General features: G+C 65.4%; 24 protein-coding genes and 1 riboswitch. Of the genes, 9 read left to right on the top strand and 15 right to left on the bottom strand.

Annotated features, from left to right (window positions below; genetic code table 11):
- Positions 1–13: 13 nt before the first annotated feature.
- From AC56LU_RS00740 to AC56LU_RS00730, 3 genes are all read left to right on the top strand, one after another.
- Positions 14–2608, top strand: a complete 2595-nt coding sequence (locus AC56LU_RS00740; protein WP_497173676.1) for a [protein-PII] uridylyltransferase — start codon at positions 14–16, stop codon at positions 2606–2608.
- Positions 2609–2629: 21 nt separating this feature from the next.
- Positions 2630–3376 (top strand): pseudouridine synthase, encoded by a 747-nt coding sequence (locus tag AC56LU_RS00735; RefSeq protein ID WP_497173675.1) that lies wholly within the window; start codon positions 2630–2632, stop codon positions 3374–3376.
- Positions 3377–3516: 140 nt separating this feature from the next.
- Positions 3517–4128, top strand: a complete 612-nt coding sequence (locus AC56LU_RS00730) for a PEP-CTERM sorting domain-containing protein (protein ID WP_497173674.1) — start codon at positions 3517–3519, stop codon at positions 4126–4128.
- 63 nt (positions 4129–4191) lie between these two features.
- On the opposite strand, the gene AC56LU_RS00725 is transcribed toward AC56LU_RS00730, so the two are convergent.
- From AC56LU_RS00725 to AC56LU_RS00710, 4 genes are all read right to left on the bottom strand, one after another.
- A complete protein-coding gene (locus tag AC56LU_RS00725; RefSeq protein WP_497173673.1) occupies positions 4192–5973 on the bottom strand; it encodes a S8 family serine peptidase in 1782 nt (593 codons plus the stop codon).
- Positions 5974–6054: 81 nt separating this feature from the next.
- Positions 6055–6143, bottom strand: a riboswitch (cyclic di-GMP riboswitch).
- Positions 6144–6352: 209 nt separating this feature from the next.
- Positions 6353–6601 (bottom strand): hypothetical protein, encoded by a 249-nt coding sequence (locus AC56LU_RS00720; protein ID WP_497173672.1) that lies wholly within the window; start codon positions 6599–6601, stop codon positions 6353–6355.
- A gap of 85 nt (positions 6602–6686) precedes the next feature.
- Entirely contained in the window at positions 6687–6986 is a 300-nt protein-coding gene (locus AC56LU_RS00715; RefSeq protein WP_497173671.1) for a hypothetical protein, read from the bottom strand.
- A 2-nt stretch (positions 6987–6988) separates the two neighbouring features.
- Positions 6989–7336, bottom strand: a complete 348-nt coding sequence (locus AC56LU_RS00710) for a GFA family protein (RefSeq protein WP_497173670.1) — start codon at positions 7334–7336, stop codon at positions 6989–6991.
- Between the two features lie 145 nt (positions 7337–7481).
- Here AC56LU_RS00710 and AC56LU_RS00705 point away from each other — a divergent pair, with 145 nt between their 5' ends.
- Complete coding sequence (locus tag AC56LU_RS00705) at positions 7482–8027, top strand: DUF488 domain-containing protein (protein ID WP_497173669.1); 546 nt, start codon at positions 7482–7484, stop codon at positions 8025–8027.
- 9 nt (positions 8028–8036) lie between these two features.
- Here the strand turns inward: AC56LU_RS00705 and AC56LU_RS00700 are convergent, their stop codons facing one another.
- Genes AC56LU_RS00700 through AC56LU_RS00685 form a run of 4 tightly spaced genes read right to left on the bottom strand, consistent with a single transcriptional unit; the run spans position 8037 to position 11046 of the window.
- The gene (locus AC56LU_RS00700; protein ID WP_497173668.1) at positions 8037–8777 is read right to left on the bottom strand and encodes an amino acid ABC transporter ATP-binding protein; all 741 of its coding nucleotides are present in this window, start codon (positions 8775–8777) and stop codon (positions 8037–8039) included.
- A 19-nt stretch (positions 8778–8796) separates the two neighbouring features.
- Positions 8797–9492, bottom strand: a complete 696-nt coding sequence (locus AC56LU_RS00695) for an amino acid ABC transporter permease (RefSeq protein WP_497174197.1) — start codon at positions 9490–9492, stop codon at positions 8797–8799.
- Positions 9493–9516: 24 nt separating this feature from the next.
- Positions 9517–10212: an amino acid ABC transporter permease gene (locus tag AC56LU_RS00690; RefSeq protein WP_497173667.1), complete on the bottom strand. Its 696-nt coding sequence runs from the start codon at positions 10210–10212 to the stop codon at positions 9517–9519.
- Positions 10213–10215: 3 nt separating this feature from the next.
- Entirely contained in the window at positions 10216–11046 is an 831-nt protein-coding gene (locus AC56LU_RS00685) for an ABC transporter substrate-binding protein (protein WP_497173666.1), read from the bottom strand.
- A gap of 185 nt (positions 11047–11231) precedes the next feature.
- On the opposite strand from AC56LU_RS00685, the gene xth reads away from it, so the two are divergent.
- Both xth and AC56LU_RS00675 read left to right on the top strand, forming a co-directional pair.
- Positions 11232–12035, top strand: a complete 804-nt coding sequence (xth, locus tag AC56LU_RS00680) for an exodeoxyribonuclease III (RefSeq protein ID WP_497173665.1) — start codon at positions 11232–11234, stop codon at positions 12033–12035.
- A 4-nt stretch (positions 12036–12039) separates the two neighbouring features.
- Positions 12040–12675: a LysE family translocator gene (locus AC56LU_RS00675; protein WP_497173664.1), complete on the top strand. Its 636-nt coding sequence runs from the start codon at positions 12040–12042 to the stop codon at positions 12673–12675.
- Between the two features lie 13 nt (positions 12676–12688).
- Here AC56LU_RS00675 and AC56LU_RS00670 read toward each other — a convergent pair whose 3' ends face one another.
- Both AC56LU_RS00670 and AC56LU_RS00665 read right to left on the bottom strand, forming a co-directional pair.
- Positions 12689–15082, bottom strand: coding sequence for a glycoside hydrolase family 31 protein (locus tag AC56LU_RS00670; protein ID WP_497173663.1), 2394 nt, complete (start codon positions 15080–15082; stop codon positions 12689–12691).
- A gap of 104 nt (positions 15083–15186) precedes the next feature.
- Positions 15187–16113, bottom strand: coding sequence for an amidohydrolase family protein (locus AC56LU_RS00665; protein WP_497173662.1), 927 nt, complete (start codon positions 16111–16113; stop codon positions 15187–15189).
- 191 nt (positions 16114–16304) lie between these two features.
- On the opposite strand from AC56LU_RS00665, the gene AC56LU_RS00660 reads away from it, so the two are divergent.
- Both AC56LU_RS00660 and AC56LU_RS00655 read left to right on the top strand, forming a co-directional pair.
- Positions 16305–17819, top strand: coding sequence for a peptide MFS transporter (locus tag AC56LU_RS00660; RefSeq protein ID WP_497173661.1), 1515 nt, complete (start codon positions 16305–16307; stop codon positions 17817–17819).
- 148 nt (positions 17820–17967) lie between these two features.
- Complete coding sequence (locus AC56LU_RS00655; protein ID WP_497173660.1) at positions 17968–19179, top strand: pyridoxal phosphate-dependent aminotransferase; 1212 nt, start codon at positions 17968–17970, stop codon at positions 19177–19179.
- A gap of 5 nt (positions 19180–19184) precedes the next feature.
- On the opposite strand, the gene AC56LU_RS00650 is transcribed toward AC56LU_RS00655, so the two are convergent.
- The 3 genes from AC56LU_RS00650 to AC56LU_RS00640 are packed head-to-tail and all read right to left on the bottom strand — an operon-like array spanning position 19185 to position 22473.
- Positions 19185–20534 carry a hybrid sensor histidine kinase/response regulator gene (locus tag AC56LU_RS00650; RefSeq protein WP_497173659.1) on the bottom strand — a complete coding sequence of 450 codons (1350 nt, stop codon included), beginning with the start codon at positions 20532–20534 and terminating at the stop codon, positions 19185–19187.
- Between the two features lie 55 nt (positions 20535–20589).
- Positions 20590–22059 carry an ATPase domain-containing protein gene (locus AC56LU_RS00645; protein WP_497173658.1) on the bottom strand — a complete coding sequence of 490 codons (1470 nt, stop codon included), beginning with the start codon at positions 22057–22059 and terminating at the stop codon, positions 20590–20592.
- Positions 22060–22473 carry a hypothetical protein gene (locus AC56LU_RS00640; protein ID WP_497173657.1) on the bottom strand — a complete coding sequence of 138 codons (414 nt, stop codon included), beginning with the start codon at positions 22471–22473 and terminating at the stop codon, positions 22060–22062. It lies immediately after the preceding gene.
- A 225-nt stretch (positions 22474–22698) separates the two neighbouring features.
- Between AC56LU_RS00640 and AC56LU_RS00635 the strand changes: the two genes are divergently transcribed.
- Positions 22699–24456, top strand: coding sequence for a DUF885 domain-containing protein (locus tag AC56LU_RS00635; RefSeq protein WP_497173656.1), 1758 nt, complete (start codon positions 22699–22701; stop codon positions 24454–24456).
- A 113-nt stretch (positions 24457–24569) separates the two neighbouring features.
- On the opposite strand, the gene AC56LU_RS00630 is transcribed toward AC56LU_RS00635, so the two are convergent.
- A complete protein-coding gene (locus tag AC56LU_RS00630; protein WP_497173655.1) occupies positions 24570–25058 on the bottom strand; it encodes a hypothetical protein in 489 nt (162 codons plus the stop codon).
- Positions 25058–25591 carry a peptide deformylase gene (def, locus tag AC56LU_RS00625; RefSeq protein WP_497174196.1) on the bottom strand — a complete coding sequence of 178 codons (534 nt, stop codon included), beginning with the start codon at positions 25589–25591 and terminating at the stop codon, positions 25058–25060. Before def ends, AC56LU_RS00630 begins: the two co-directional genes overlap by 1 nt.
- Positions 25592–25595 lie beyond the last annotated feature (4 nt).

Genomic DNA, 25595 nt, shown 5'->3' with positions numbered 1-25595 from the left:
AAGGGACAAGGACATGGGCCAGCCCGCGCTCCTCGACAGCTCGCGCACGGAGCTGCGCCAACGCTTGAAAGCCGAACTGAAGGCCGAGCGCCAGGCCCTGATCGACGCCTTCCACCAGGACGGCAAGCCCGAAAAGCTGCTGCGCGGCCTGCGCACCTGCGTCGACGGCATCCTGACCGACGCCTGGCGCACGGCAGGACTGCCCGCCAACACGGCGCTGGTGGGCGTCGGCGGCTATGGCCGCGGCGAACTCTTCCCCTATTCCGACGTCGATCTCCTGATCCTGCTCGGCCAGCCGGCCGACGCCCTCACCCAGGCGAAACTGGAAACCCTGGTGCAGCTGTTCTGGGACCTGGGCCTGGAAATCGGCCACAGCATCCGCACCGTCGACGAATGCCTGGTCGAGTCGCGCGCCGACATCACCGTGCAGACCAGCCTGCTGGAAGCGCGCCTGGTGACCGGCGACGCACCCCTGTTCGAGGAAATGCGCCGGCGCCACCGCGACGCACTCGACCCGCAGGCCTTCTTCCAGGCCAAGACCGCCGAGATGCGGCTGCGCCATGCCAAGTACGAATACACTGCCTTCGCGCTCGAGCCGAACGTCAAGGAAAGCCCGGGCGCGCTGCGCGACCTGCAGGTGATCATGTGGGTGGCCAAGGCCGCCGGCCTGGCCGAATCGTGGAGCCAGATGGCGCGCGCCAAGCTGATCACGCGCACCGAGGCGCGCCAGCTGATGGAAAAGGAATACGCCTTCAAGGACATCCGCGTGCGCCTGCACCTGCAGACCAATCGGCGCGAAGACCGCCTGGTGTTCGACGTGCAGACCGCGATCGCCCGCACCTTTGGCCTGGACAACGCCGACGGGCGCCGCGCCAGCGAATTCCTGATGCAGCGTTATTACTGGGCGGCCAAGGTGGTGACCCAGCTGAACACCATCATGCTGCAGAACATCGAGGCCCAGCTGTTCCCGCGCCCCTGCGCCTCGGTACCGATCGGCGGCGACTTCCACGCGCACTTCAACGAAGTGAACGGCTTCATCGACATCGCCCGCGACGATACCTTCGAGCGCTTCCCCCCGTCCGTGCTCGGGGTGTTCGTCACGATGACCGAGCGCCCAGACATCAAGGGCATGACGGCGCGCACCATCCGCGCCCTGTGGCATGCGCGGAACGTCATCGACGAAGCGTTCCGTGCCGACCCGGCCAACCAGGCCCTGTTCCTGCGCATCCTGCAGGCGCCGAGCGGCCTGGTGCACGCGCTGCGGCGCATGAACGACATGGGCGTGCTGGGCCGCTACCTGCCGGCCTTCCGCAGCATCACCGGCCAGATGCAGCACGACCTGTTCCACGTCTATACGGTCGACCAGCACATCATGATGGTGGTGCGCAACCTGCGCCGCTTCACGATGCCGGAACACGCGCACGAATACCCCTTCTGCAGCGGGCTGATCGCCGATTTCCGCGACCGCTGGCTGCTGTATGTGGCCGCCCTGTTCCACGACATCGCCAAGGGCCGTGGCGGCGACCATTCCGAACTCGGCATGCAGGACGCGGAAGACTTCTGCCGCGGCCACGGCATTTCCGAGGAAGATACCGAACTGGTGGTGTTCCTGGTCCAGCAGCACCTGACCATGTCGACGGTGGCGCAGAAGCAGGATTTGTCGGACCCGGACGTCATTGCCGCGTTCGCCGCGGTGGTGAAGGACGAGCGCCACCTGACCGCGCTCTACCTGCTGACCGTGGCCGATATCCGCGGCACCAGTCCCAAGGTGTGGAACGCCTGGAAGGCCAAGCTGCTCGAAGACCTGTACAAGGTGACCCTGCGGGTGCTGGGCGGCGAGGTGCACAGCGCCGACCGCGAACTGCGCGCCCGCCAGAAGGAAGCGCAGGCCACGCTGCGCCTGTATGGTTTGCAGGCCGACGCCCACGAGGCGCTGTGGAAGCAGCTCGACGTGGTCTACTTCCTGCGCCACGACGCCTCCGACATCGCCTGGCAGACGCGCGCCCTGCACGACAAGGTCGACAGCGACAGGCCGGTGGTCAAGGCACACCTGGCGCCGATCGGCGCCGGCCTGCAGGTGGCCGTGTACCTCAAGGACCAGCCCGACCTGTTCGCGCGCATCTGCAGCTATTTCGACCGCAAGAACCTGAGCATCCTCGACGCCAAGATCCACACCACGCGCCACGGCTACGCGCTCGACTCCTTCCTCGTCACCGAGGACAACTTCGCCGGCAGCTACCGCGACATCATCAGCCTGATCGAGCACGAACTGTGCGCCCTGCTGGTGACGCAGGAAGCCCTGCCGCCGCCCACGCGCGGGCGCCTGTCGCGCCTGTCGCGAACGTTCCCGGTCACGCCGACCGTCGACCTCAGACCGGACGAGCGCGGCCAGTTCCACGTACTGTCGGTGGCCGCCAACGACCGTCCCGGCCTGCTGTACGCGATCGCCAGCGTGCTGACGCGCTACCGCATCAACCTGCATACCGCCAAGATCATGACCCTTGGCGAGCGCGTCGAGGACGTGTTCCTGATCGACGGCGCCGCGCTGAACAATCCGCGCAGCCAGGTGCAGCTCGAGACCGATTTACTTGACGCCCTCAAGATTTAACCTTTTTTATTTGCATTCCCGATGACCGAACCTGTCCGCCTCTCCAAACGTATGTCCGAACTCGGCCTGTCCTCGCGCCGCGAAGCCGATGACTGGATCGCCAAGGGCTGGGTGCGCGTCGACGGCCAGGTCGTCTCCGAACTGGGCAGCAAGGTGCTGCCGCACCAGAAGATCACGGTCGAGCGCCAGGCCGCCGCCGAGCAGTCCAAGCGGGTCACCGTCCTGATCAACAAGCCGGTCGGCTTCGTCAGCGGCCAGGCCGAGGATGGTTACACGCCTGCGGTCGCCCTGATCAAGCCGGAGAACCGCTGGCCGGACGATCCGTCGCCGGAGCAGTTCCATCCGACCCAGTTGCGCAGCCTGGTGCCGGCCGGCCGCCTCGACATCGATTCGGTCGGCCTGCTGGTGCTGACCCAGGACGGCCGCATCGCCAAGCAGCTCATCGGCGAGAACACCGCAATCGAAAAGGAATACCTCGTGCGGGTGCAGTACAGCAAGCCGGGCACGCTGCCGGATACCGAGCTCCGCAAGCTCAACCACGGCCTGTGGATGGATGGCAAACCGCTGCTGCCGGCCAAGGTGCGCTGGCAGAACGAGGACCAGCTCAGCTTTACCCTGAAGGAAGGCCGCAAGCGCCAGATCCGGCGCATGTGCGACATGGTGGGCCTGAAAGTGCTCGGCCTGAAGCGCGTGCGCATTGGCAAGGTGAAACTTGGCGACTTGCCGCCGGGCCAATGGCGCTACTTGCGTCCGGATGAGCAGTTTTAAGCTCGCCCCTGTCGGGAATATTTACAGTCGGCTGTAACTTTGACTCAACAGTATGAACTACTTTCAGTAAGATCAAACACTTACAAACGACGGCATACTACTTGCATGTACCCCGACACACTTCTAAAACAGGGGGATATATGTCATACAGCAAACTGGTTCGTGGTGCTCTGGTTGCGGCAGCATTTACCGTTAGCAACGCAATGGCAGCTGTCATCACCGTGGATCCGGGCAGTGGTCCTTACGCCGGCAACTCGAATATCGCTACAGAGATCGGGATGATCAACACCGCGTTTGGTGTCAACCTGACCAATTATGCGTGGGCAAAAGTCGAGGGCGACTCGGTAGCGGACACCTTCATCACCGACGGAGACACCGCCCCGGACGGTTCGGCGGCCTACACGATTGATTGGCAAGCCATCCTCGCCAATCCCGACGAGGGCGGCACTGCCGGTACTGGCACATTTAGCGGGTCTCCCAGCTATTTCCTCCTGAAGTTCGGCGCTGGCCAGGGCGGCGGCAACACCACCCCCGATACCTATGTTTTCATGAACATCGCCGACCTTGCCTTGCTGACATTCAGCAGCACGGACATTGACAACCTGCCCCTGAGCCGCCTGAGCCACATCACGATCATTGATGTACCGGGCGGCTCCGGCACCCCGGGCGGTGGCGAGGTACCGGAACCGGCCACGCTTGCCTTGCTCGGCGCCGGTGTTGCCGGGTTCATGCTGCGTCGCCGCCGCCGCTGATCGCGCCCGGCACAGGCAAAAAAATGGCGCCGTCACCGGCGCCATTTGCTTTCACCACTACGATCAGCGGACCGTCACGCTGACGCTGCTGCTGCTGGTGTTGCCTGACGCATCGCGCGCACTCGCGGACACAGTATGCAGGCCCTTGGTCGCCTTCTTGGTATTCCAGTTATACGACAGCGCACCACCCTTGCCGGTCGCCACAGCCTTGCCGTCGATCAGCAGGGTGGTCGTGATGCCGGCGGCGCCCGCGTTGTCCGAGGCGCTCAGGCTCACAGCGACCGGACCGCTGACGCTGCCCCCGTTGACCGGATTATTGATGGCCACCACCGGCGCGGTGGTGTCCTTCGCCACCGACGTCGTGCCGTTGGCCACGTTCACCGACACTGCCGCCGAGCTGCCGCCATTGCCGGCGGCGTCGTAGGCGACGGCCACCAGGCTGTTCATGCCGTTGGCGACGCCGGCCGAATTCCAGCTGAAGCTGTACGGCGCCGCGCTGTCGGTCGCGACGACGGTGCCGTTGACCTTCAGCTCCACCCGGGCCACGCCCACGTTGTCGCTGGCGTTGACGCTGACCGGCACCAGGCCGGACACTGTGCTGCTGCCCAGTGGCGCGGCAATCGCGACGCCTGGGGCGATGCCGTCGACCGGCGCGACATAGGCGCGTGCCGCACTGACGGCGGCCGCGGCGTCAACGCGGCCGTAGCCGAACACCGGATCGCGCCCGGCGGCGCCAAGATCGGCCGCAGTGGAAAACAGCAAGGCTTCGACCTGTTCCGCGCTCAGGTCGGGGCGGGCGGCCATCATCAGCCCAGCCACGCCGGCGCCTACCGGGCTCGCGAACGAGGTGCCGTTCCAGGCCGAGTAACCGAGCGCGTTATTGGTGGTCCAAATGCCGGTACCAGGTGCCGACAGCGACACGAAACTGCCCCAGCTCGAGAAGCTCGACTTGTTGTCGTTGCCGTCGGTCGACGAGACGATGACGAAGGCGTTGTCGGGCGCGACGTTTTCGTCCATGTTGTTATTGCCGGCCGAGACAAATACCAGGCCGCCCTTGCTCTTCATGTAGCGCGAGGCACTCTTTACCGCCGAGCTTCCCGCGATGCCGACGAAACTGATATTGGCGACGCGCGCACCGTTGTCGGCCGCAAACGTGATGCCGCTGGCGATGGCGCTGAAGTAGGCGCTGCAGCCGGTGCTGTCCTTGACGACAATGCGGATCGGCATGATCCGAGCCGCGCCGGCCACGCCGGCAACACCCATTGCATTGTTGGTGCTGGCCGCCGCCGTGCCGGCAACGGCGGTACCGTGGCCGCACAAGTCGGTGACATCGGTGTTGTTGTCCTGGGCATTGAAACCTGCCGTCATGCGGTCCTTCAGGTCCGGATGCGCCACGTTCACGCCAGTATCGAGCACGGCGATCGTGACGCCTGCGCCCTGGGTGCTATCCCATGCGGCCGGTGCGCCGATCTTGTTGATGTGCCAGGCACTGCCGAGGTAGGGATCATTCACGGCCAAGGCAACCGGGACCTTGCGATCGAGTTCGGCGAACTTGAATTCGGGACGGCGCGACAGCTTGGCAACCATGTCCTCTTCCGACTGCCCTGGGGGCAGGTCGATCACATGCAGGCGGCTGTGGCCAAGCTTGCGGCCTTTTCCGTTATGCGACTTGATGATTTTGTCGAACTCGGCGTCTGCGAGGCCGGCACGTGCCTCGACCAGGATGCGGCCACGGGCGAACTCACCCGGTGGCGCGGCAAGTGCTGTCGAAGCACAGGCCAGCGAAGCGATGCCGCAGGCGAGAGCGACTGCGGTCTTGCGGAAGTTGACTGGGTGGAGGTTCATGGCTGCGTATCCTGTTATTAAATAGATGACAGGATCGCGAGCAAGCGAACGGCAGGCACACGGGTGCCGGCGCGAATCGGTTCTGGCAGTCCTGCCGTCATTGGGCGCGAGCGCCCGTTAGACCGTTGACTTTGCGTCCTCCGCTTTCGCGGAGTTTGCCGTTTTCAGATAATGAACCGAGTATAGCCAGCGTCTTTCCAGGTGACAACTGGTTTTAAACAAAGTTGCTGCATTTGTGTGCAATTCCCCCACGTCGGGGGGAGCAGACGTCGCGCCATGCCAGCGCAAAGCCTGTTGTTAACAGCATGTTCACAGCTGTTCCAGTATCGACAACTTCATTTCCAATCTTGTACTTTCAGTTAATTTCTGCGCTGCGCTATTACTGGCCGACGCAGATAATCCTGGTATCGTATTCCTGGGCATTGCCCTTCTTCTGCCCCGCCCAGCGGATGACTTCCTCGGCGTCCGCGATCGTCATGACAGTCGCTTTTTCCTTGTTCCTGATAAAGGAAACGCCTTCGAACTTGCCGTCCTTGCCACGCATGACCTTGGCAAATACAGGCGGCTTCTTGCCCTCGTCGGTACGCTTGTTTTGCTGGACGAGGTAACGCTGGTCGATGTTTTCCATACTGGTGCTCGAGGTATCGGGGATCAAGGCCCGTATTGTACGGCCTGGCGGGCGTCGACCGGTACTGGAATCGACCGAGGCGTTTCTATCCGGCGGGCGGTGCGGAATTCCGGGCTTTCAGTTCATCAAACGACACAACATCACCATCGTCCGTGGTCCACCGGAGGTTCTCGACCGGCACGCCAACGCGCTGGCTCGCATAAATGATCGTACCGATCGCTTTGTAATGATCGCTCGACTTCGATTCAATGACGAGAATGAAGTCTGGATCGGCTTGCAGAGCCGACGCCAGCGCAGCGCCAACTTCACCGATGCCATGCAAGCGGCGACCGTCAAGCAAGATGGTGTCTTCGTCGATGACAGCCGCAGTAATCCGATTTTTCATGATCAGTGTGACCTGCCGTCGTAATGGTGCACCGGAACGCTGTCCAGGTCGAGGTTCTCGACGCAGCGCAGGTTGACGGCCGCCATGGCATTTCCCTTCGGATCGACCCCTTCCCCAAACGGATGGATGCCGCAGGTCGGGCAAAAGCGGTGCTTGATGACGTGCCTGTTGAAGGTATAGGTGCTGGCGGCCTCCTCGGGCGTCGTCAAGCGCAGCTTGTCGCGCGGGATGAACCACAGCAGCGAGCCCTTGCGCCTGCAGATCGAGCAGTTGCAGGCCAGCGCGCTGTCGATCTCCCCTTCCGCTTCAAATGCTACCCGGCCACAGTGGCAGCTTCCCTGATAGATCATCCCGGTCTCCTGTCGTTGTTGTCGAACCCGGATACCCTACCATATCCGTCATGGTCGGCTGCCGCTTTTGGCAGGCCCAGGGACGCGCCGTGCACCGAGCGGATGCGCGACAATGGGAACGCCAGACGTGGAGGAGCTAAAGGAGATGGACACGGTCTACACCATCGGCCACTCGAGCCGGCCGATCGAAGAATTCGTCAACCTGCTGCGCGAGCACGGCATCGAGCGCGTGCTCGACATCCGGACCGTCCCCAGGTCGCGCCACAACCCGCAGTTCGGGCAGGACCAGTTGCCGGCGTCGCTGGCACAGGCGGGCATCGGCTACGAATACATCCGCGAACTCGGGGGGCTGCGCAAGGCGCGCAAGGATACGCCGAACGGCGCCTGGCGCAATGCCTCGTTCCGCGGCTATGCGGACCACATGGAATCGAGCGAGTTCAACGAGCACGTCGACATCGTCGCCCGCATGGCGCAATCGACCCGCTGCGCGCTGATGTGCGCGGAAGCGGTGCCGTGGCGCTGCCACCGCTCGCTGGTGGCCGATGCGCTGGCGGTGCGCGGGGTTCCGGCGGAGCACATCATCAACAAGGGGAAAACCCGGCCGCATACGCTCACGCCCTTCGCGCATGTCGAGGGCCGTCACATCACCTACCCACCCGAACCGGCCGCCGGGCCGGCAGACAGCGCGTAGTGGCGTGGATCAGTCGCGCCGGCGGTCCGCCAGGAACTGCTGCGCGCGCGGGTGCTGCGGCCTGGTGAAGAAGTCTTCCGGCGCGCTGCGCTCCAGAATGCGGCCTTCGCTCATGAAGAGGATCCGGTCCGCGACTTCGCGCGCGAAGCCCATCTCGTGGGTCACGCACACCATCGTCATGCCCTGCTTCGCCAGCGAACGCATCACACCCAGCACCTCGCCCACCATTTCCGGATCGAGCGCACTGGTCGGCTCGTCGAACAGCATGATCGGCGGGCGCATCGCCAGGGCGCGGGCGATCGCCACGCGCTGCTGCTGGCCGCCCGAGAGCGCGTTCGGGTAGGCATCGGCCTTGTGGGCCAGCCCCACCTGCTCCAGCAATCCCATGGCGGTTTCGCGCGCTTCCTTCAAGCTCGCGCGTTTCAGGCTGACGGGCGCCAGCGTGCAGTTCTCCAGCGCCGTCAGGTGCGGAAACAGGTTGAAGTGCTGGAACACGAAGCCGATGCCCGCGCGCAGGGCGTTGACGTCGCTGCCCCTGGCGTGGATGTCGCGGCCGTCGATGCTGATGCTGCCGCCGTCGATTTCCTCGAGCCGGTTGAGGGTGCGGATCAGGGTCGACTTGCCGGAACCCGAAGGGCCGCACACGACCACCACTTCGTTCTTTTCCACGCGTTCGCTCACATCGACGAGCGCATGGTACTTGTCGGATGCGTTGCCGTACCACTTGTTGACTTTATCGAGAACGATCATCGTTCGCTTCCGTTGTTGTTCATTGCAATGCCTGCACCGAACGGCGCTGCATGCGCCGCTCGAGCAAAAAGGCCAGGCGCGACAGGCCGAAACAGAGGACGAAATAGCTCAGCGCCAGGATCAGGTAGACCTCGACCGCCTGCGTGAACACCAGGGTGTTCACCTGGGTCGCGATGAACGAGACCTCGGACAGGCCGATGATGTAGCCGAGCGAGGTCGCCTTGATGGTCGAGACCAGCTGGCTGACGATCGACGGCAGGCCGCGGCGCAGCGTCTGCGGCAGCACCACCAGGCGCAGCGCCTGCGGGTAGGACAATCCCAGCGAGCGGGCGCTTTCCAGCTGCCCTCTTGGGAGCGCGCGGATGCCGCTTGCGACGATCTCGGCCAGGTAGATGCCGTCGAACAGCACCAGCACCATCAGCATGGTGGTGGCCTGCCCGGTCTTCACGCCCGTCAGCGCCGGCAGGAAGAAGTAGACCCAGAACACCACCAGCAGCAGCGGCACCGCGCGCACCAGTTGCACCACGCTTGCTACCGGCCAGCGGATGGCACGCCGGCTGCTCACCCGCGCCACGCCCAGCAGCAGACCGAGCGGCATCGCCAGCAGCAGCGCCCCGAGCGAGAGCAGCACGGTCAGCGCCAGGCCGCCAAGCGGTCCCTCCGGATACTGGCCGACCAGGAAGTACAGCCAGTAGGTGTCGATCAGTTCGATCATCGCGTCAAGCATGTTCAAAGCACCTCATGCCGGACGGACCGGGTAGCGCCGCTGGAAGCCATACGCGGCCAGCGAAATCAGCAGCGACACGCTCACGTAGGCCAGGGTCGCGAAGCTAAACGCTTCGACGCTGCGAAAACTGGCCGTCTCCACGCGCGCGGCCTGGTACATCAGTTCCGCGGCGCCGATGACGGTGGCCACGCTGGTGTCCTTCCACAGGTTGACGGTCTGCGAAAGCAGCGGCGGGGTCGCCGCGCGGAAAGCTTGCGGCAGCAGCACCAGGCGCACGCTGGCAAATCGCCCGAGGCCGAGCGAGCGCGCGGCTTCCAGCTGGCTTGCCGGCACTGCGCGGATGCCACTGCGGATGTCTTCCGCCATGTGCACGCCGCTGTACAGGGCTAGCGCGATCACGGCGCACACGGCTTCCGGATTGTGCGCGTACAGGAATTCGCGCGCAGATTCCGGCAGCAGCTCGGGAAAGGCGAAGTACCAGAACAGCAGGTGCGCCAGCAGCGGCACGTTGCGGATGCCTTCGACAATGGCGGCGCCGAGCGCGCGCAGCGGCGCCACGTGCGAACTGCGCATCAGGGCTACCAGGGCGCCGAACGGCAGCGCGAACACGAAGCTGGCCGCCGTCAGCTGGAGCGACAGGATGAATCCCTGCACCAGCCAGTCGTGGTACTGGCCGGATTGCAGGATGCTCGGATCGAAAAACTGCAAAGCTTAAATCTTGTCGCTGCTGATCTTGAACTGGCGTTTCGCGATATTGGCGCGGGTGCCCGGGCCGTACCATTCGTTGAACAGCTTCTCGGCCTCGCCGCTGGCCTCCAGGCCGCGCAGGGTCTCGTCGACCACGGCCTTCAGGTTCTTCTCGCCCTTGCGCAGGCCGAGCGCGATCGACTCGATGCCGATGCTGGTCGGCAGGATGGTGAAGCCCTTGGCGGCCGGGCCCAGCTTGCCGTAGTCTGCCAGCAGCGAGGATTCATCGTTGACGTAGGCGATGCCCTTGCCCTGGCGCAGGGCCTGGAAGGCTTGCTGGGTGTTCTCGAAGGTGACCACCTCCGCACTCGGCACCGCCTTGCGAATATTGCTTTCCTGGGTGCCGCCGCGCACCGTCACCACCTTCTTGCCGGCCAGCTGGGGCAGCGCAGTGACGCCGCTAGCTGCGCGCACCATCACCTTCGAGCCGGTGACGAAATGGGTCAGCGCGAAATCGACCTGCGATTCGCGCTCCTTGTTGTGGGTGAGCGTGGCGGCCAGCACGTCGACGCGCCCCTGCTGCAGCTCGGGGATGCGGCTCGAGACCGACATCTGCTTGAACACCGGCTTGACGCCGATCTTCCTGGCCACTGCGCCGGCGATGTCGATCTCATAACCCACCAGCTGGCGGGTCTTCGGATCGATGAAGCTGTTCGGTTCGTCGGTGCCGAGCACGCCGAACACGATCTCGCCCTTCTTCTTGATATCCGCCAGTTGGTCGGCATGGGCCGTGGCGGCAAGCAGATTGGCGGACAGGGCGAGCGTGCCCAGCAAAACGTGACGGCGGGTGAACATGGGTGGCTCCTGACTGCAAAAATTCGATCACAACAGTATACGGCATGATCTTGCATGGCCGAACGATCAATTAGCCATAAGAAAATGCGCGCTGGACTATAAGCGCCGAGAAATCTTCAGTTGCCGAAACATCAATCCGCGCGTGGTAGAGTAGCAAACACCTCACGAAGCCACATGGAGAGTCGATGCTGGTCGTCACCTATAACGTCAATGGAATCGGCGCCCGCCTGCCGGCCCTGCTCGAGTATCTCGAAGAACGCCAGCCCGACGTGGTCTGCCTGCAGGAGCTGAAGGCGCCGCAGGAAAAGTTCCCGGAAGCGGCGATCCGCGAGGCCGGCTACCACGCGATCTGGCATGGCCAGAAGAGCTGGAACGGCGTCGCCATCCTCACCCGCGACGGCCCGGCCCAGGAACTGCAGCGCGGCCTGCCGGGCGACCCGATGGATGAACAGAGCCGCTACATCGAGGCGGCCTACCAGGGTATCCTGGTCTGCGGCCTCTATCTGCCGAACGGGAATCCGGCGCCGGGTCCCAAGTTCGACTACAAGCTGGCCTGGCTCGAACGCCTGATCCAGCGCGGCGCCGAGCTGCTCGAGGCCAAGGTGCCGGTCGTGATGTGCGGCGACTTCAACGTGATCCCGACCGAGCTCGATGTCTACAAGCCGGAGCGCTGGGTAACCGACGCCCTGTTCCGTCCCGAATCGCGCGCGGCCTTTGATCGGCTGATGTCGCAAGGCTGGACGGATGCCCTGCGCAGCATGTATCCGGACCAGGTGATCTATACCTTCTGGGATTACTTCCGCAACGCCTTCGGGCGCGATGCCGGCATCCGCATCGACCACCTGCTGCTCAGCCCTGCCCTGGCGCCGGCGCTGCGGGCCGCCGGCGTCGACAGGTTCCAGCGCGCCAAGGAAAAGCCGAGCGATCACGCGCCGACCTGGGTCGAGCTGGACATAGAGGCGATCGTCCAGCCAAAGGGCAAGCGCTGATCCCATGCTCACACCTGAACAATTCCTTGGCTTCCTCGCCGCCGCCGTCCTGATCACCCTGTCGCCCGGCCCCGACAACATGATGGTGCTGAGCGTCGGCATCGCCAAAGGCCGCGCCCGCGGCATCGCCTTCGGCATCGGCTGCGCATTGGGCTGCCTGATCCATACCCTGCTGGCGGTGATCGGCGTGAGCGCGCTGATCGCAGCCTCGCCGACGGCCTTCACGGCGCTCAAGATCGCCGGCGGGCTGTACCTGATCTGGATGGGTATCGGCGCCTTGCGCAGCCGTGGCGGCGCGCAGGCGACGGGCGCGCCGGGCGAGATGCGCCCGGATGAGTCGGCGCGGCGGCTGTTCTTCAAGGGGCTGCTGGCCAATGCGATCAACCCGAAGGTGGTGCTGTTCTTCCTGTCCTTCCTGCCGCAATTCGTGGTGGCATCGCGCGGGGATGCGAACTGGCAGATCGCGTGGCTCGGGCTGAGCTTCACGCTGCAGGCGGTCGTGCTGTTTGGCTTGCTGGGCTACTTTTCGGGGGCGATCGGGCTGTGGCTCAATCGCACCCCGCGCGCGGGCATGTGGCTGGATCGGGTCGCCGGCGCGGTCTTCGTCGGGCTGGGCCTGCGCCTGATCGTCGCGCGCTGACCCGCCCTGGCGCTTACAGCGTAATCGCCACCTTGCTCGAGGGCTGCTTGCGGGCCGCCAGCAGCACTTCCAGCAGGTGATGCTTGCTGTTCCAGCTGAACTGCACCGCTCGCCCGTCGACCGTCACCGCACGCGGCTTCTTCTCCACGTTGTGCACCTTCAGCGCAAAGCCACGCTCCGCGGGCGCCTGCGCCTTGCCGGTCTCGGTCTGCAGCGCGATCTCGAGCTTGCCGCCGGCATGGCTGCCGGCGAAGCGCACGATCTCGTACTTGCCCCTGGCGTAGGCGTCGGCAGTCTCGCCGTCGTCGTCGTACATGCTGCCCTCACTGCTGGCGACGCTCGCATCGTGGTAGTAGTGCAGGTCGATCTGGCGCGTCGAATAGTCGCGCGTGCTCTGCACCACCTTCGCCATCGGAATAAAGGCGCCGGCGCGCACGTACACCGGAATGTTCGCCTCGACCGGCTTTACCACTTCAAGGATGCCGCCCAGGTGCTTTTCGCCGGTGTGGAAGTCGAACCAGACGCTGCCCTTGACCGGGAAGTGGACTTCCTTGCGCGTCGCGCCCGGCTCCACCACCGGCGCCACCAGGAAGTCGCGGCCCCACAGGTAGGTCGAGGACAGCGCGGTGGACGCGTCTTCCTCGAACAGCACCGGACGCATCAGCGGCATGCCGGTCCGGCTGTTCTCGAACGCCAGCGTGTAGTTATACGGCAGCATGGCGTAGCGCAGCCATACGGCTTCGCGCGCCAGCACCTTGGTGCGCTCGGAGCGGAATACCGGCTCGGGCGCCACGTCGTCCTGGGCATGCGGGCGGAACACCGGCTGGAACACGCCATACTGCAGCCAGCGCACGTACAGTTCGTCGTCCAGCACCGGCCCGGCGAAACCGCCCAGGTCCGAGTGCATGTAGGCCAGGCCCTGCATGCCCATCTGGAGCGAGATCTCCATCTGCGACTGCAGGCCGCCCCAGCCGCGGCTGACGTCGCCCGACCACGGGATCATGCCGAAGCGCTGCGAGCCCGAATAACCGGCGCGCATCAGGATGAAGGGGCGCTCGTCCGGGAAGTCCTTCTTGTAGCCGTTGGCGATCAGGCCCGCCCAGTCGTGGCCGTAGACGTTGTGGACCTGGTCGGCGGTGAGCCTGCCCCCTTCGCCGTGGCGCACCCAGGACGGATGCACTTCCGGCTCGCCCAGGTCGCCCCACCAGCCGTCCACGCCGCCGCGCTTGAGCTCCTTGTAGACATTCCAGAACCAGTCGCGGCCCTGCTCGGTGTACAGGTCGACCAGGCCGGTATTCCCGAAATAGAAGTCGTAGGTGGCCGGCTTGCCGGCGGCGTCCGTTGCCAGCACCTTCCGGTCCACCGCTTCCTGCCAGCGCTTCGATGTCGTCAGGATGAAAGGCTCGGTGATGACGATGGTCTTGATGCCCTTCTTCTTGAAGTCGGCCATCATCTTCTCGGCGTTCGGGAAGCTGTCGCGGTCCCAGGCCAGGTTGCCCATCGTGCCCTTGACCTCCTTGCCGAACCAGTACAGGTCGAGCACCACGGCATCCAGCGGAATCTTTTCTTCCGCGAAGCGCTCGACCACGGCGCGGGTCTGGGCTTCGGTCTTGTAGCCGAAGCGGCTGGCGAAGTTGCCGAAGGCCCAGCGCGGCGGCAGCGGCTGGCGTCCGGTCAGCCCGGTATAGTTGGCCATCACCTCGGCCCAGCTGTCGCCGGCGATCACCTGGTAGGTCTTGCGTCCGCCGATCACTTCGTAGCGCAGCGTGCCGTCCTTGCGGCTGTCGAAGTCGAGGAAGCCGGTCTGCGGATTGTCGAAGTGGATCGCATACTTTTTCGAGGACAGCGCGACCGGGATCGTGAAGTTCAGCAGTTGCGAGCTCGCGCCATAGCCGTAGTCGGCCTTGTTATACAGCTGGAAGCGGTTGCCGCGGCGGTTCATGCCGGCCGCGCGCGCGCCGGCGCCGTACAGGGCCTCGCCGTCGTCCAGCGCGAATTCGATGCTCTCCAGCTTGTCGCCCCTGGCGTAGCCGCCCTTTTCCGCCACCAGCGGCTTGCCCTTGTACAGGTAGCTGATGCGCAGCGGCTTCTTGTCGATCACGACCGTGATGCCCGGGGTCGCGAACTCGATCCGGTTGCCCTCGGCCTTGAGAGTCGCCGGAATGCCGGCCGGCGGCAGCACCACGGCGTGCGAAGCCGGGTCGTGCTGCTGGCCATTCGGGATGAAAGTCGTCTCGACTACATGCGCCGAGTACGGCTTGATCAGGTAGCGGCCGTCGTTGGTGGCCAGCTCCAGCGTGTTCGCGTTGAGGGTGTGGCCTTGCATCTGGCGACCAGTGTCCTGCGCGTAGGCGAACGGACTGGCCAGGAGGCACAGGAGAAGCCGGGCGATCGTGGTTTTCGTCATGGGGTCTCGGTTGATTGTCTTGAAGAGCAACCGAGAGCATGACAGAAATTCGCGGCGTGAAAAAGTGGCAATGTAATTAAATTACATGATGGGCCCGCAAGTGCTCAGCGCAGGTAGGACATCACGTTGTTCGCCACCCGCGCCGCCTCGGCGTCGGTGAGCGGCAGGCTGCGGAAGGCGGCCCACGCATCGCGCGTGCGCTGATCGGCGCCGATCTCGGGGTCGGAGCCGTACAGCACCCGCTCCATGCCGACCTGGCGCAGGCGCCGCACCAGCCGGCGCGCATCAAGCGCCGACAGGCCCGGTCGTGCGAACGCGCTCACGTCGACCCAGACATGGCGCATGCGCGGGTCGTGGCGCGCGGCGGCATCGGCCAGCACCGCCAGCGCGGCCAGCTGCGGCGCGGCTTCGCCTGCGCCTCGAATTTGGCCCGTGTAGGCTATCTGGACCGGAACGTCCGGCGCATGCGGCAGCAGCTGCTCGATCAGCAGGCGCGCTTCGCGGGTGCCGGTTTCAGGCAACTGCAGCACGATCGCCATGCCGCGCGCATTGGCCGAGCGGAAGACCCGGCGCAGGCGCTCGACCTGCTCCGCGCCGTCCAGCTGGACACCGCCGGCGGCAGGCTGCAGCTTGATGCCGCGCCCGAAGCCCGGGCTGGCGGCGCAGCGCGCCAGTTCGGCCAGCGCGTAGTCCCTGAGCGGATCGACGCTGCACAGCGCCACCAGGCGCTCGGGGAATTCCGCGGCCTGGCGCGCGGCCCAGTCGTTCTCGGCCCGCACCCGTGCATATTCCTCGGCGGTCGAGTGCGCCGGCTGTCCGTAGACGTAGGCCACCGACAGCACGGCGGCGCGCTCGATGCCCGCCGCATCGAGTTGCGGGATCAGGTCCTGCGCGGAGACCGGGCGCATGGCGGCGGTGACGGACATGAAGGCCGCGGCGGCAGGGCTGTACACATACCGGTGGTCGGCCAGCGGCACTGGCACCGGCACCACGGGCGTATTGCGCGCCGACGCGGCGGATGCGAGGGCCATGGCACACAGCAGAACGGAATAACGCCTCATACATAGTCCTCGCGCAAAGTATGCCGGCCCTCGCGCCAGGCAAAACGCCATGTTATCGCATTGGCAGCAAGGCCTGTCAAGATTGCATGTTCCATGCGCCTGGCGTAGGATCGCGCGATTCGTGCCGCACCTGTCGAGCGGCCATCCATACAAGGAACGAGATGAAGAACGACATTCCGCCACAAGCGGGCCAGCCAGTGAGCCAAACCCGCTCATTCCTCACCGTGGCGCTGATCGAACTGTGGGAGCGCTTCGGCTACTACGGCATGCAGGCGCTGATCGTGTATTTCATGGTGCAGCGCCTCGGTTTCGAGGACAGCCGCGCCAACCTGGTGTGGGGCGCCGCGGCCGCCCTGATCTACGTGGCGCCGGCCATCGGCGGCTGGATCGGCGACCAGGTGCTGGGCACGCGCCGCTGCATGATCCTCGGTGCGCTCATCCTCACCCTCGGCTACGCGCTGATGGCGGTGCCGACCACCAATACCTGGATGACCTTCTCGGCGCTGGGCGTGATCGTCGTGGGTAACGGCCTGTTCAAGCCCAACACCGCCAACCTGGTGCGCAAGATCTACGAGGGCGACGACTCCAAGATGGACAGCGCCTTCACGATGTACTACATGGCCGTGAACGTCGGCTCGACCTTCTCGATGCTGGCCACGCCCTGGATCAAGGACCATGTCAATGCGGTCTACGGCGGCAACCTGGGCTGGCACGTGGCCTTCGCCGTGTGCAGCGTCGGCTTGAGCATCGGCCTGCTCACCGTCGGCGTGCTGCGCAAGACTGTCCAGCATATCGGCTCGCCGCCGGACGCCGAGCCGCTGCGCATGAAGCGCCTGCTGGCGGTGCTGGCGGGCGGCCTGGTGGCGGTTGCCGCCTCGGCCGTCATCCTCGAATACCGCGACCTGGCGCGCGCTTTCGTTTACCTGGCCGGCTTCGTGGTGCTCGGCATCTTCTTCCACCTGATCCGCTCCAGCGCACCGAGCGAACGCGCCGGCCTGATCGCCGCACTGGTGCTGACCTTGCAGACCGTGTTTTTCTTCATCTTCTACCAGCAGATGTCGACCTCGCTGTCGCTGTTCGCGCTGCGCAACGTCGACCTCGACTTCACCGTCTTCGGCGCCCACTTGTGGACCTGGTCGCCCGCCCAGTTCCAGGCACTGAACGCGATCTGGATCATGGTCCTGAGCCCGGTGCTGGCCTGGATCTACACCCGCGCCGGCAGCAGCGGCAAGGACCTGTCGATCGCCGCCAAGTTCGCGCTCGGCTTCGCGGTGGTGGCGGCCGGCTTCTTCACCTACGGCGTGGCCGGCCAGTTCGCCACCGGCGGGCTGACCTCGTCCTGGATCATGATCGCCGGCTATGGCCTGTATTCGCTGGGCGAGCTGCTGGTGAGCGGCCTGGGCCTGGCCATGATCGCCCGCTACGTGCCGGCGCGCATGGGCGGCTTCATGATGGGCGCCTATTACGTCGGCGTCGGGATTTCACAGTACCTGGGCGGCGTGGTGGCGAACTTTGCCGCGGTGCCGGAGGGCATGACGGATCCGTTGCAGACGCTGCCGGTGTATACCAGCCTGTTCAACAAGCTGGGGGTGGCGGCGATTGCCTGCACCCTAATTGCGCTGGCGGCGCTGCCGCTGATGCGGCGATTGACCGCAACCCATCACGCGCATCAGTAGTTCGTAGCGTGGGCGGGTCCCCCGCCCACGCGTTCAAGCAGCGCATGAACTGTCGAACCGCGTCAATGCACAGGAGCGTTGAACGCGTGGGCGGCAAAGCCGCCCACCCTACGGTAAGATGCTCGGACAAGATTTTCAGGATTCCGGCATGTCTCTTATCCCACCCACCGAAACCCACACCGCGCGCGCCCTGCAAGTCGCTCAGCGCGTGCACGCCATCGAACCCTTCCGCGTCATGGAAATGGTCAAGGCTGCCAACGAAATGAAGCGCAGCGGCACCGACGTCATCAGCATGAGCGTCGGCGAACCCGATTTCACCGCGCCCGACATCGTGGCCCACGCCGCGATGGAGGCCATCAAGGGCGGCGTGACCCAGTACACCGACTCGCTCGGCCTGCGCGAGCTGCGCGAGGCGATCAGCGGCCACTACGCCGCCATGCACGGCCTCGACATCGACCCGCGCCGCATCGTGGTCACCGCCGGCGCGTCGGCCGGCCTGCTGCTGGCCTGCGCCGCGCTGGTGGCCGACGGCGACGAAGTCCTGATGCCCGACCCGTGCTACCCGTGCAACCGCCACTTCGTCTCCGCTTTCGGGGGCAAGCCGGTGCTGGTGCCGGCGGCCAGCGAAGATCGCTACCAGCTGAGCAGCACGCATGTAGACGAACACTGGAACGCGCGCACCCGCGGCGTGCTGGTGGCCTCGCCCTCGAACCCGACCGGCACCTCGATGACGCCAGAGCAGCTGCGCGGCATGCTCGGGGCGGTGCGGGCACGCGGCGGCTTCGCCATCATCGACGAGATCTACCAGGGACTGTCCTACGATCACAAGCCGGTCAGCGCCCTGGGACTCGACCCGGACGTCATCACCGTGAACAGCTTCTCGAAGTATTTCAGCATGACCGGCTGGCGCCTCGGCTGGCTGGTGGTGCCGGAGCCGCTCGTGCCGACCTTCGAAAAGCTGGCGCAGAACCTGTTCATCTGCGCGCCCACCGTGGCCCAGCAGGCGGCGCTGGCCTGCTTTACGCCGGAGGCACTGGGCATTTATGAAGAACGCCGCCGCGAGTTCCAGCGCCGCCGCGACTTCCTGGTGCCGGCCTTGCGCCAGCTCGGCTTCGAGGTGCCGGTGATGCCCGACGGCGCCTTCTACGTGTATGCCGGTATTCAAGGCCTGCCGCACGCGCATGCCGGCGACAGCACCGCCTTTGCCTGGTCGGTGCTGCGCGAAGCGCAGGTGGCGATCGTGCCGGGGGATGATTTCGGGTTCGCGGCGCCGCGCAGGCACGTGCGCTTCTCGTACGCGACGCGCCTGGAGCGGATCGAGGAAGCGGTGGCGCGCCTGGCGCGCATCATTGGCGCCTGAGCGCCTCAGGCGCCGTGCAGGACTTCGCGCGCCTCGGCGACCAGGTCCAGCAAGGTGTCCGGTGCGGCAGGCTTGACCAGGTAGCGGTCGAAGCCCGCGCCGAACGCGCGCTCGCGGTCTTCGCCCTGGCCATAGCCCGACAAGGCGATGGCGAAGGAGCGCGCGACCGGCGCACCGTCCGACTCGCCGCGCCGCAGCCGCTCCATGATCTCCAGGCCGTCGATGCCGGGCAGGCCGATATCGCAAATCACGATGTCGTAGTGGCCTGCCTGCGCCGCCTCGAGTCCGGCGCGGCCGTCGTAGGCCACGCTCACCTCGTGGCCAGCCAGTTCGAGCAGCGTGCGCAGGGTGTCGCAGGCATCGACGTTGTCTTCGATGACCAGGATACGGCAGGCGCCTTCCGCCGTGCTGCGCACGGCCGGGCTCTCGGCCACCGGGGCACCGCCGCTGGAAACCGGCAGCCGCACCGTAAATGTGCTGCCCTGGCCTTCGCCCGGACTCAGCGCCGTTACGGTGCCGCCATGCATGCCGACCAGGTTGCGCACCACGTTCAGGCCGATGCCCAGGCCGCCTTCGGACCGGGCCAGCGAGCGCGGTCCCTGGATGAACAGGTCGAAGATCTGGGGCAGCATGTCGGGGGCGATGCCGGAGCCGTTGTCGCTCACTTCGACCACCACCTCGGCATCAAGCCGCCAGGCCCGCAAACGGATGTGGCCGCCATCGCCGGTATATTTGGAGGCGTTGCCGAGCAGGTTGGCGAATACCTGGGTCAGGCGCACCGGATCGCCCTCGATGCCGAGCGGCTCGCTTGGCAGTTCGACGCTCAGGTGCTGGTCGCGCTCGCGAATGCGCGGCGCCACCGTCTCGACTGCCTGGTCGAGCGCAGCGCCAAGCGCCATCGGGCGCACCGCCAGCGTGATCTTGCCGCTGCTGATGCGGGCGGCGTCGAGCAGATCGTCGAGCAGGCGCGCCATGTGGTCGACCTGGCGCCGCACCACCCCGGCCACCTGACCCAGCTTGCCGCCGCTCCCTCCCGGGGCGGCGAGTCCGTGCAGCAGGCTGGCCGACATGCTCAGCGGCGCGAGCGGGTTGCGCAACTCGTGCGCCAGCATGGCGAGGAATTCGGTCTGGCGGCGGTTGTTGGCCTCGGCCAGGTCGCGCAGCGATTGCGCGCTGATGGTAGCCATCACGAGGTTCTCGTTGGCTTCGCGCAGCTGCGCGACCTGTTCTTCGAGAAGCTCGCGCTCGCGCGCCAGGATCCGGGCTTGCGACAGCTCGGCCTCGAGTACGGCGACCCGATGCTGCAGGTCCTGCTCGCGCAGCATCTGGCCAAGGGAATTGGTGTCCTCGCCCATCAGGGAACGTTGTTGAGAGCCAGCATTTGATTCATTAAACGTCCCCATGTTCGTCTCACTCGTCCGGCCTCATACTGCCGGCCCGGCCATACAACACCCCGTTCACCTGCGCCGGAACGGTATCGATCTCGATGCCCGCGTCCGTGATCCGGTACTCGCGCAGGTCGTGGCTGTGCGAGGTGCCGCGCACCTTGACCACCGAGATGAAGCGCTTCACGTGTCCGTCTTCTTCGGCGTAGCGCATGGCCACGATCGCATCGGTCAGATAGGCCATGTCGGCGCGTGCGTAGTTCATGTCGACCGAGCGGTCGTCCAGGCCCACCGTGACCAGCGTGGAGACGCCGCGCTTGGCCAGGCTGCTCAGGATGCGGAATACGCCTTCGCGCAGGTCGCGCCGGCATTCGGGGGCCAGGTACAGGCTGAACTCCGACAGCGAATCGATCACGACGCGGCGCGCGCCGCTGCGTTCGATGGCCATCAACAGGTCGTCCTCGAACTCTTCGGCCGTCATGTCGATCTGGCGGCTTTCGACCACGCTGACCTGCCCGGCCTGGATCATGGCTGCCAGCTCGGCGTTGCGCAGGCGCGCCGTGCCTTTTTCGAAGCACATGATGACGCCCTTCTCGCCGCGCTCGACACCGGCGCGCAGGAATTTCGAGCCCAGGATGCTCTTGCCGCAGCCGGTCGGCCCGATCGCCAGCATCGAGTGTCCCTGCGGCAGGCCGCCATGCAGCATCTGGTCCAGGCCCGGCGTGCCGGTCGCGATGCGGCGTGGGTCCTGGTCGACCGGGACACCGGGCTCGCGATCGGCTGCCAGCGGCGGCAGCAGGCGCGGGTAGATGCGCACGCCGTCGCCGGTGATGCGGAAGGTGTGCGAGCCCGACATGTGTGCCTGGCCGCGCATCTTGACGATCCGGATCTTGCGCACCACGGCGTTGTGGTCATGCACCTGGCTCATGGCGATCATGCCGTCGGCGACCGTGGTGATCGGATTGGCCTCGGCTTCGTTGTGCTGGTATTCGCCGATCAGGAAGGTGGTCGCCATCCAGCTGGTCATGCGGGTGCCGAGTTCCTGCACGAAAAACTGCAGGTCGCTCATGCCCTCGATGCCGCCTTTGCCGGTCTGGATCACCGAGCGGAAGGAATCCACGAATACCAGGCTCGGCGCAAAGTCCTCGACTTCCTGCGTGATGCGCTCCAGCACGCCGCTGAAGTCGCCGGCACGCAGGTCGGCAGCCAGGTTGACGTAGCGGATCGAGGTGTTGACCTTGTCGGGGTCGAAGAAGGAATACTGCTGCTGGTAGCGCAGCATCTTCAGCGGCGGCTCGCCCAGCACCGTGAAGAACAGCGCGCGGCGTTCCGGATTGGCCAGCGCGAACATGATCTGGTGCGCGAGCGTGGTCTTGCCGCAACCCGGCGCCCCGGTGATCAGGTTGAATGAAAACTCGTTCAGCCCACCGCCCAAGAGAACATCGAGCCCCGGCACGCCAGTGGCCAATTTTCCCAAGCTTACTTTGTCGGTCATTTATTTCTGCTCCTGTGCATTCTTCTGCTGGCCTTGCGCCGGGTCCACGGTGGCCGTGGCCGACTCCAGCAGGCGCTGGGTCAGCCTTTTCCCGATGAGTGTGGCAAGTAATTGGGTGAAGGTCCGCAACAGGGCGTCGTTGGCGGCGGCGGCGCGGTCCGCGTCCACGCGGGCCATGCGTTCCTCCAGCGAGGTAAAGAGCTGCTCCGGCGCGCGGCAAGGCTGCGGGGGCGCGAGCCACGCATGCTCGGGGCCGATCACGTGGATGGCACGACCGAACAAGGCGCAAAAGCCACTTTCCCCGATCAACGGGCAGAGATGCTGTGCGATGCGCCGCCACGGCTGCAGCAAACCACTGCTCCCGTCGGATGGATCCGGCGCATCCGTACTATTCGTCATGTCTTCGTCGTTCAACAATGAATGCCGCTGAAAGTTGTATAAGGCTATTGGACTGGCGCTGACGCGCCCCGGAGGAGCGTGGACCCTTCCCCCGGTGCAACGCGCATTATAGCTTGCTGTTTCAGCAAACCGGTAAGTTCGCCTTTGCGGATCCAGAAACATTTTCGTTAGTGTCAAGTTGATCCATCCCCGCTAAGATGCTACCGCCGAGCAATGCTGCTCACTATTAACGGGTGGACCATGAACAATCAACTGGGTGCGGTGTTGTCGACCGCCTGTATCGCGTTCGCGTGCACGATGGCGCCGGCGCAGGCCGCCACGAGCGCGGATGCGCGCTTCAAGACAATCTACACGAAAGAGTGGAAGTGGCGCGTCACGGAACGGCTCGCCCGCGCCGAGAATGTCCAGGGTGTCAGTCCGGCGCTGGCGCGGGTCGATGCACCTGCGCAAGAAGCGCGCCGCCTGTATTGGGAAAGTATCCTGAAGGAACTCGACGCCATCCGCCCGGCCGACCTGTCGCCCGGCCAGCGCGTGGATTTCGCCGTCTACCGCGCCCAGATCGCCGCCCTGCTCGACGCCCAGCGCTTCCGCGAATACGAACAACCGGTGAATGCCGACAGCGCGTTCTGGACCAATGTCACTTTCAGCGCGCGCCGGCCCTTCAATACGCTCGACGACTACCGCAACTACCTGAAGCAACTGGCCGCCCTGCCCGCGTATTTTGCGCAGGAAACGGACAATATGCGCGCCGGCCTGGCGCGCGGCTTCACGCCGCCCCAGGTCACCCTGCAGGGGCGCGATGTGGCGCTGGTGCCGGTCGCCGAGGCCAGGACGCCGGAGGAGACCGTGTTCTTCACCCCGTTCAAGAACTTCCCGGCTGCCGTGCCGGCCGCCGAACGCGCGGCCCTGACCGCCCAGGCGGCGGTGCTCATCCGCGAACAGGTGCAGCCCGCCTACGCCAGGGTGCTGGCATTCTTCCGCAGCGACTACCTGCCGAAGGCGCGCACCACGCTCGCCGCCGAAAGCATGCCGGGCGGTAAAGCCTACTACCAGTCGAAGATCCTCGAGTTCACCACCACCAACCTGAGCGCCGGGGAGATCCACGCCATCGGCCTGGCCGAGATGGCCAAGATCCGGGCCGAGATGCACGAGACCATGAAGAAGGTCGATTTCAAGGGCGACCTGCCAGCCTTCCTGGCCTTCCTGCGCACCGACCCGCAGTTCTATGCCAAGACGCCCAAGGAACTCTTGATGCACGCGGCCTGGACGGCGAAAAAATTCGACGCCAAGGCCGACCAGTATTTCGGTTACCTGCCGCGCCGCCGCTTCGCGATCCTGCCGGTGCCGGACGACCAGGCGCCCTTCTACACCGCGGGCCGCGGCGGATCGGGCTCCTATTGGGTCAACACCTACAATCTGCCGGCACGCGCGCTCTACAGCCTGCCGGCGCTGACACTGCACGAATCGGCACCGGGCCACGCCTTCCAGATGCCCGTGGCCCAGGAGCAGAAAGGCGTGCCTCCCTTCCGCCGCGCCTACATTTCCGCTTTCGGCGAAGGCTGGGCCCTGTATTCGGAACGCCTGGGCGTGGAGATGGGCATCTACGAGACGCCCTACGAACACTTCGGCATGCTGAGCTACCAGGCCTGGCGCGCCTCGCGCCTGGTGGTCGACACCGGCATTCACGCCAAGGGCTGGACCCGCGAGCAGGCGCAAGCCTACCTGTTGGAGAATACGGCGCTCGCCAGACACGAGGTCGAGACCGAGGTGGACCGCTACATCTCCTGGCCGGGACAGGCGCTGTCTTATTACCTGGGCCAGATGGCGATCCAGGAAGCGCGGGCGCGGGCGGAAAAGGCGCTGGGGCCGAAGTTCGATATCCGGAACTTCCACGATACCGTGCTGCAGCTCGGCTCGGTGCCGCTGCCGGTGCTGCAGCAGCGGATCGATGCCTTCATTGCGGATGGGGGAAAGTCGCCGTACCCGAAGGAGTCGTGAATGACGTAGGGTGGGCGGCTACGCCGCCCACGCGGTGATAGTTTGCAGCAAGATCATCCGGCGTGAGACCGGAGCCTTCGTTTGTCACCGCGTGGGCGGGAAACCCGCCCACGCTACAGCAGCCTGAACTTGAGCTGGAACGAGATCCCGCCGTACAGGCGGTCCTTGTAGGTCGGGATGATGCCGATGTTGAGCCCGACGCGCTGGTACTCATAGGTCAGCGTCGGGATCGCCGCCGGGAACCAGCCGCCGTCGCGCATGTTCGGATAGCCGTCGAAGGCCGCGATCGCCAGGCCCACGCGCATCGGCCCGACGGCATACGGTTGCCAGATCACGCCCGCATAGTTCGACCATTGCCGGTCGCTGTTATAGAAGCGCCCGAGTGTCGCGGACGTGGCGCCGTTGAAGCGGTACTCCGCTCCCAGCCCCTTGTTGGCCCCGTTCAGGTCCTTGTCGCTGTCGAAGTGGGCCGTGGCAAAGCCGGTGTCGAGCCAGAATTCGCTCTTCGGCGCCGCATCGATCTTCGTGAACAGGGGCTGGTCCACCTGGGCCTGGGCCAGCGGCGCCGCCAGCGCCAGCAGTAAAAAGAAGCGTGTGCGCATCAGTCGTCAGCCCTGGGATCGAGATCGGGGAACATCACGTCGGTGAAACCGAAGCGCGAAAAGTCGCGGATGCGCATCGGGTACAGGATGCCGTGCAGGTGGTCGACCTCGTGCTGCACCACGCGCGCATGGAAGCCCTCGGCGTCGCGGCGAATCGGCTTGCCGAACTGGTCGACGCCCTCGTAGTGCAGCCGCGTGTAGCGCGGCACGCTGCCGCGCAGGCCCGGCACCGACAGGCAGCCCTCGACGCCGTCTTCCATCTCTTCCGACAATGGCGTGAGCACGGGATTGATGAGCACCGTTTCCGGCACCGGCGGCGCGTCGGGATAGCGCTGGTTCTTCGCAAAACCATAGATCACCAACTGCAGGTTGACGCCGATCTGCGGCGCCGCCAGGCCCGCGCCGTTGGCCGCGTGCATGGTCTCGAACATGTCGGCGATCAGCGCATGCAGCTCGGGCGTATCGAACTCGCGCACGGGCTCGGCCACGCGCAGCAGGCGCGGGTCGCCCATGCGCAGAATCGGACGCACAATCGGA

The organism is Telluria sp. PB2R4 (assembly GCF_059685695.1).
Note: the sequence above shows the minus strand (reverse complement) of the source record. Positions and strands in the feature narration are given on the sequence as shown.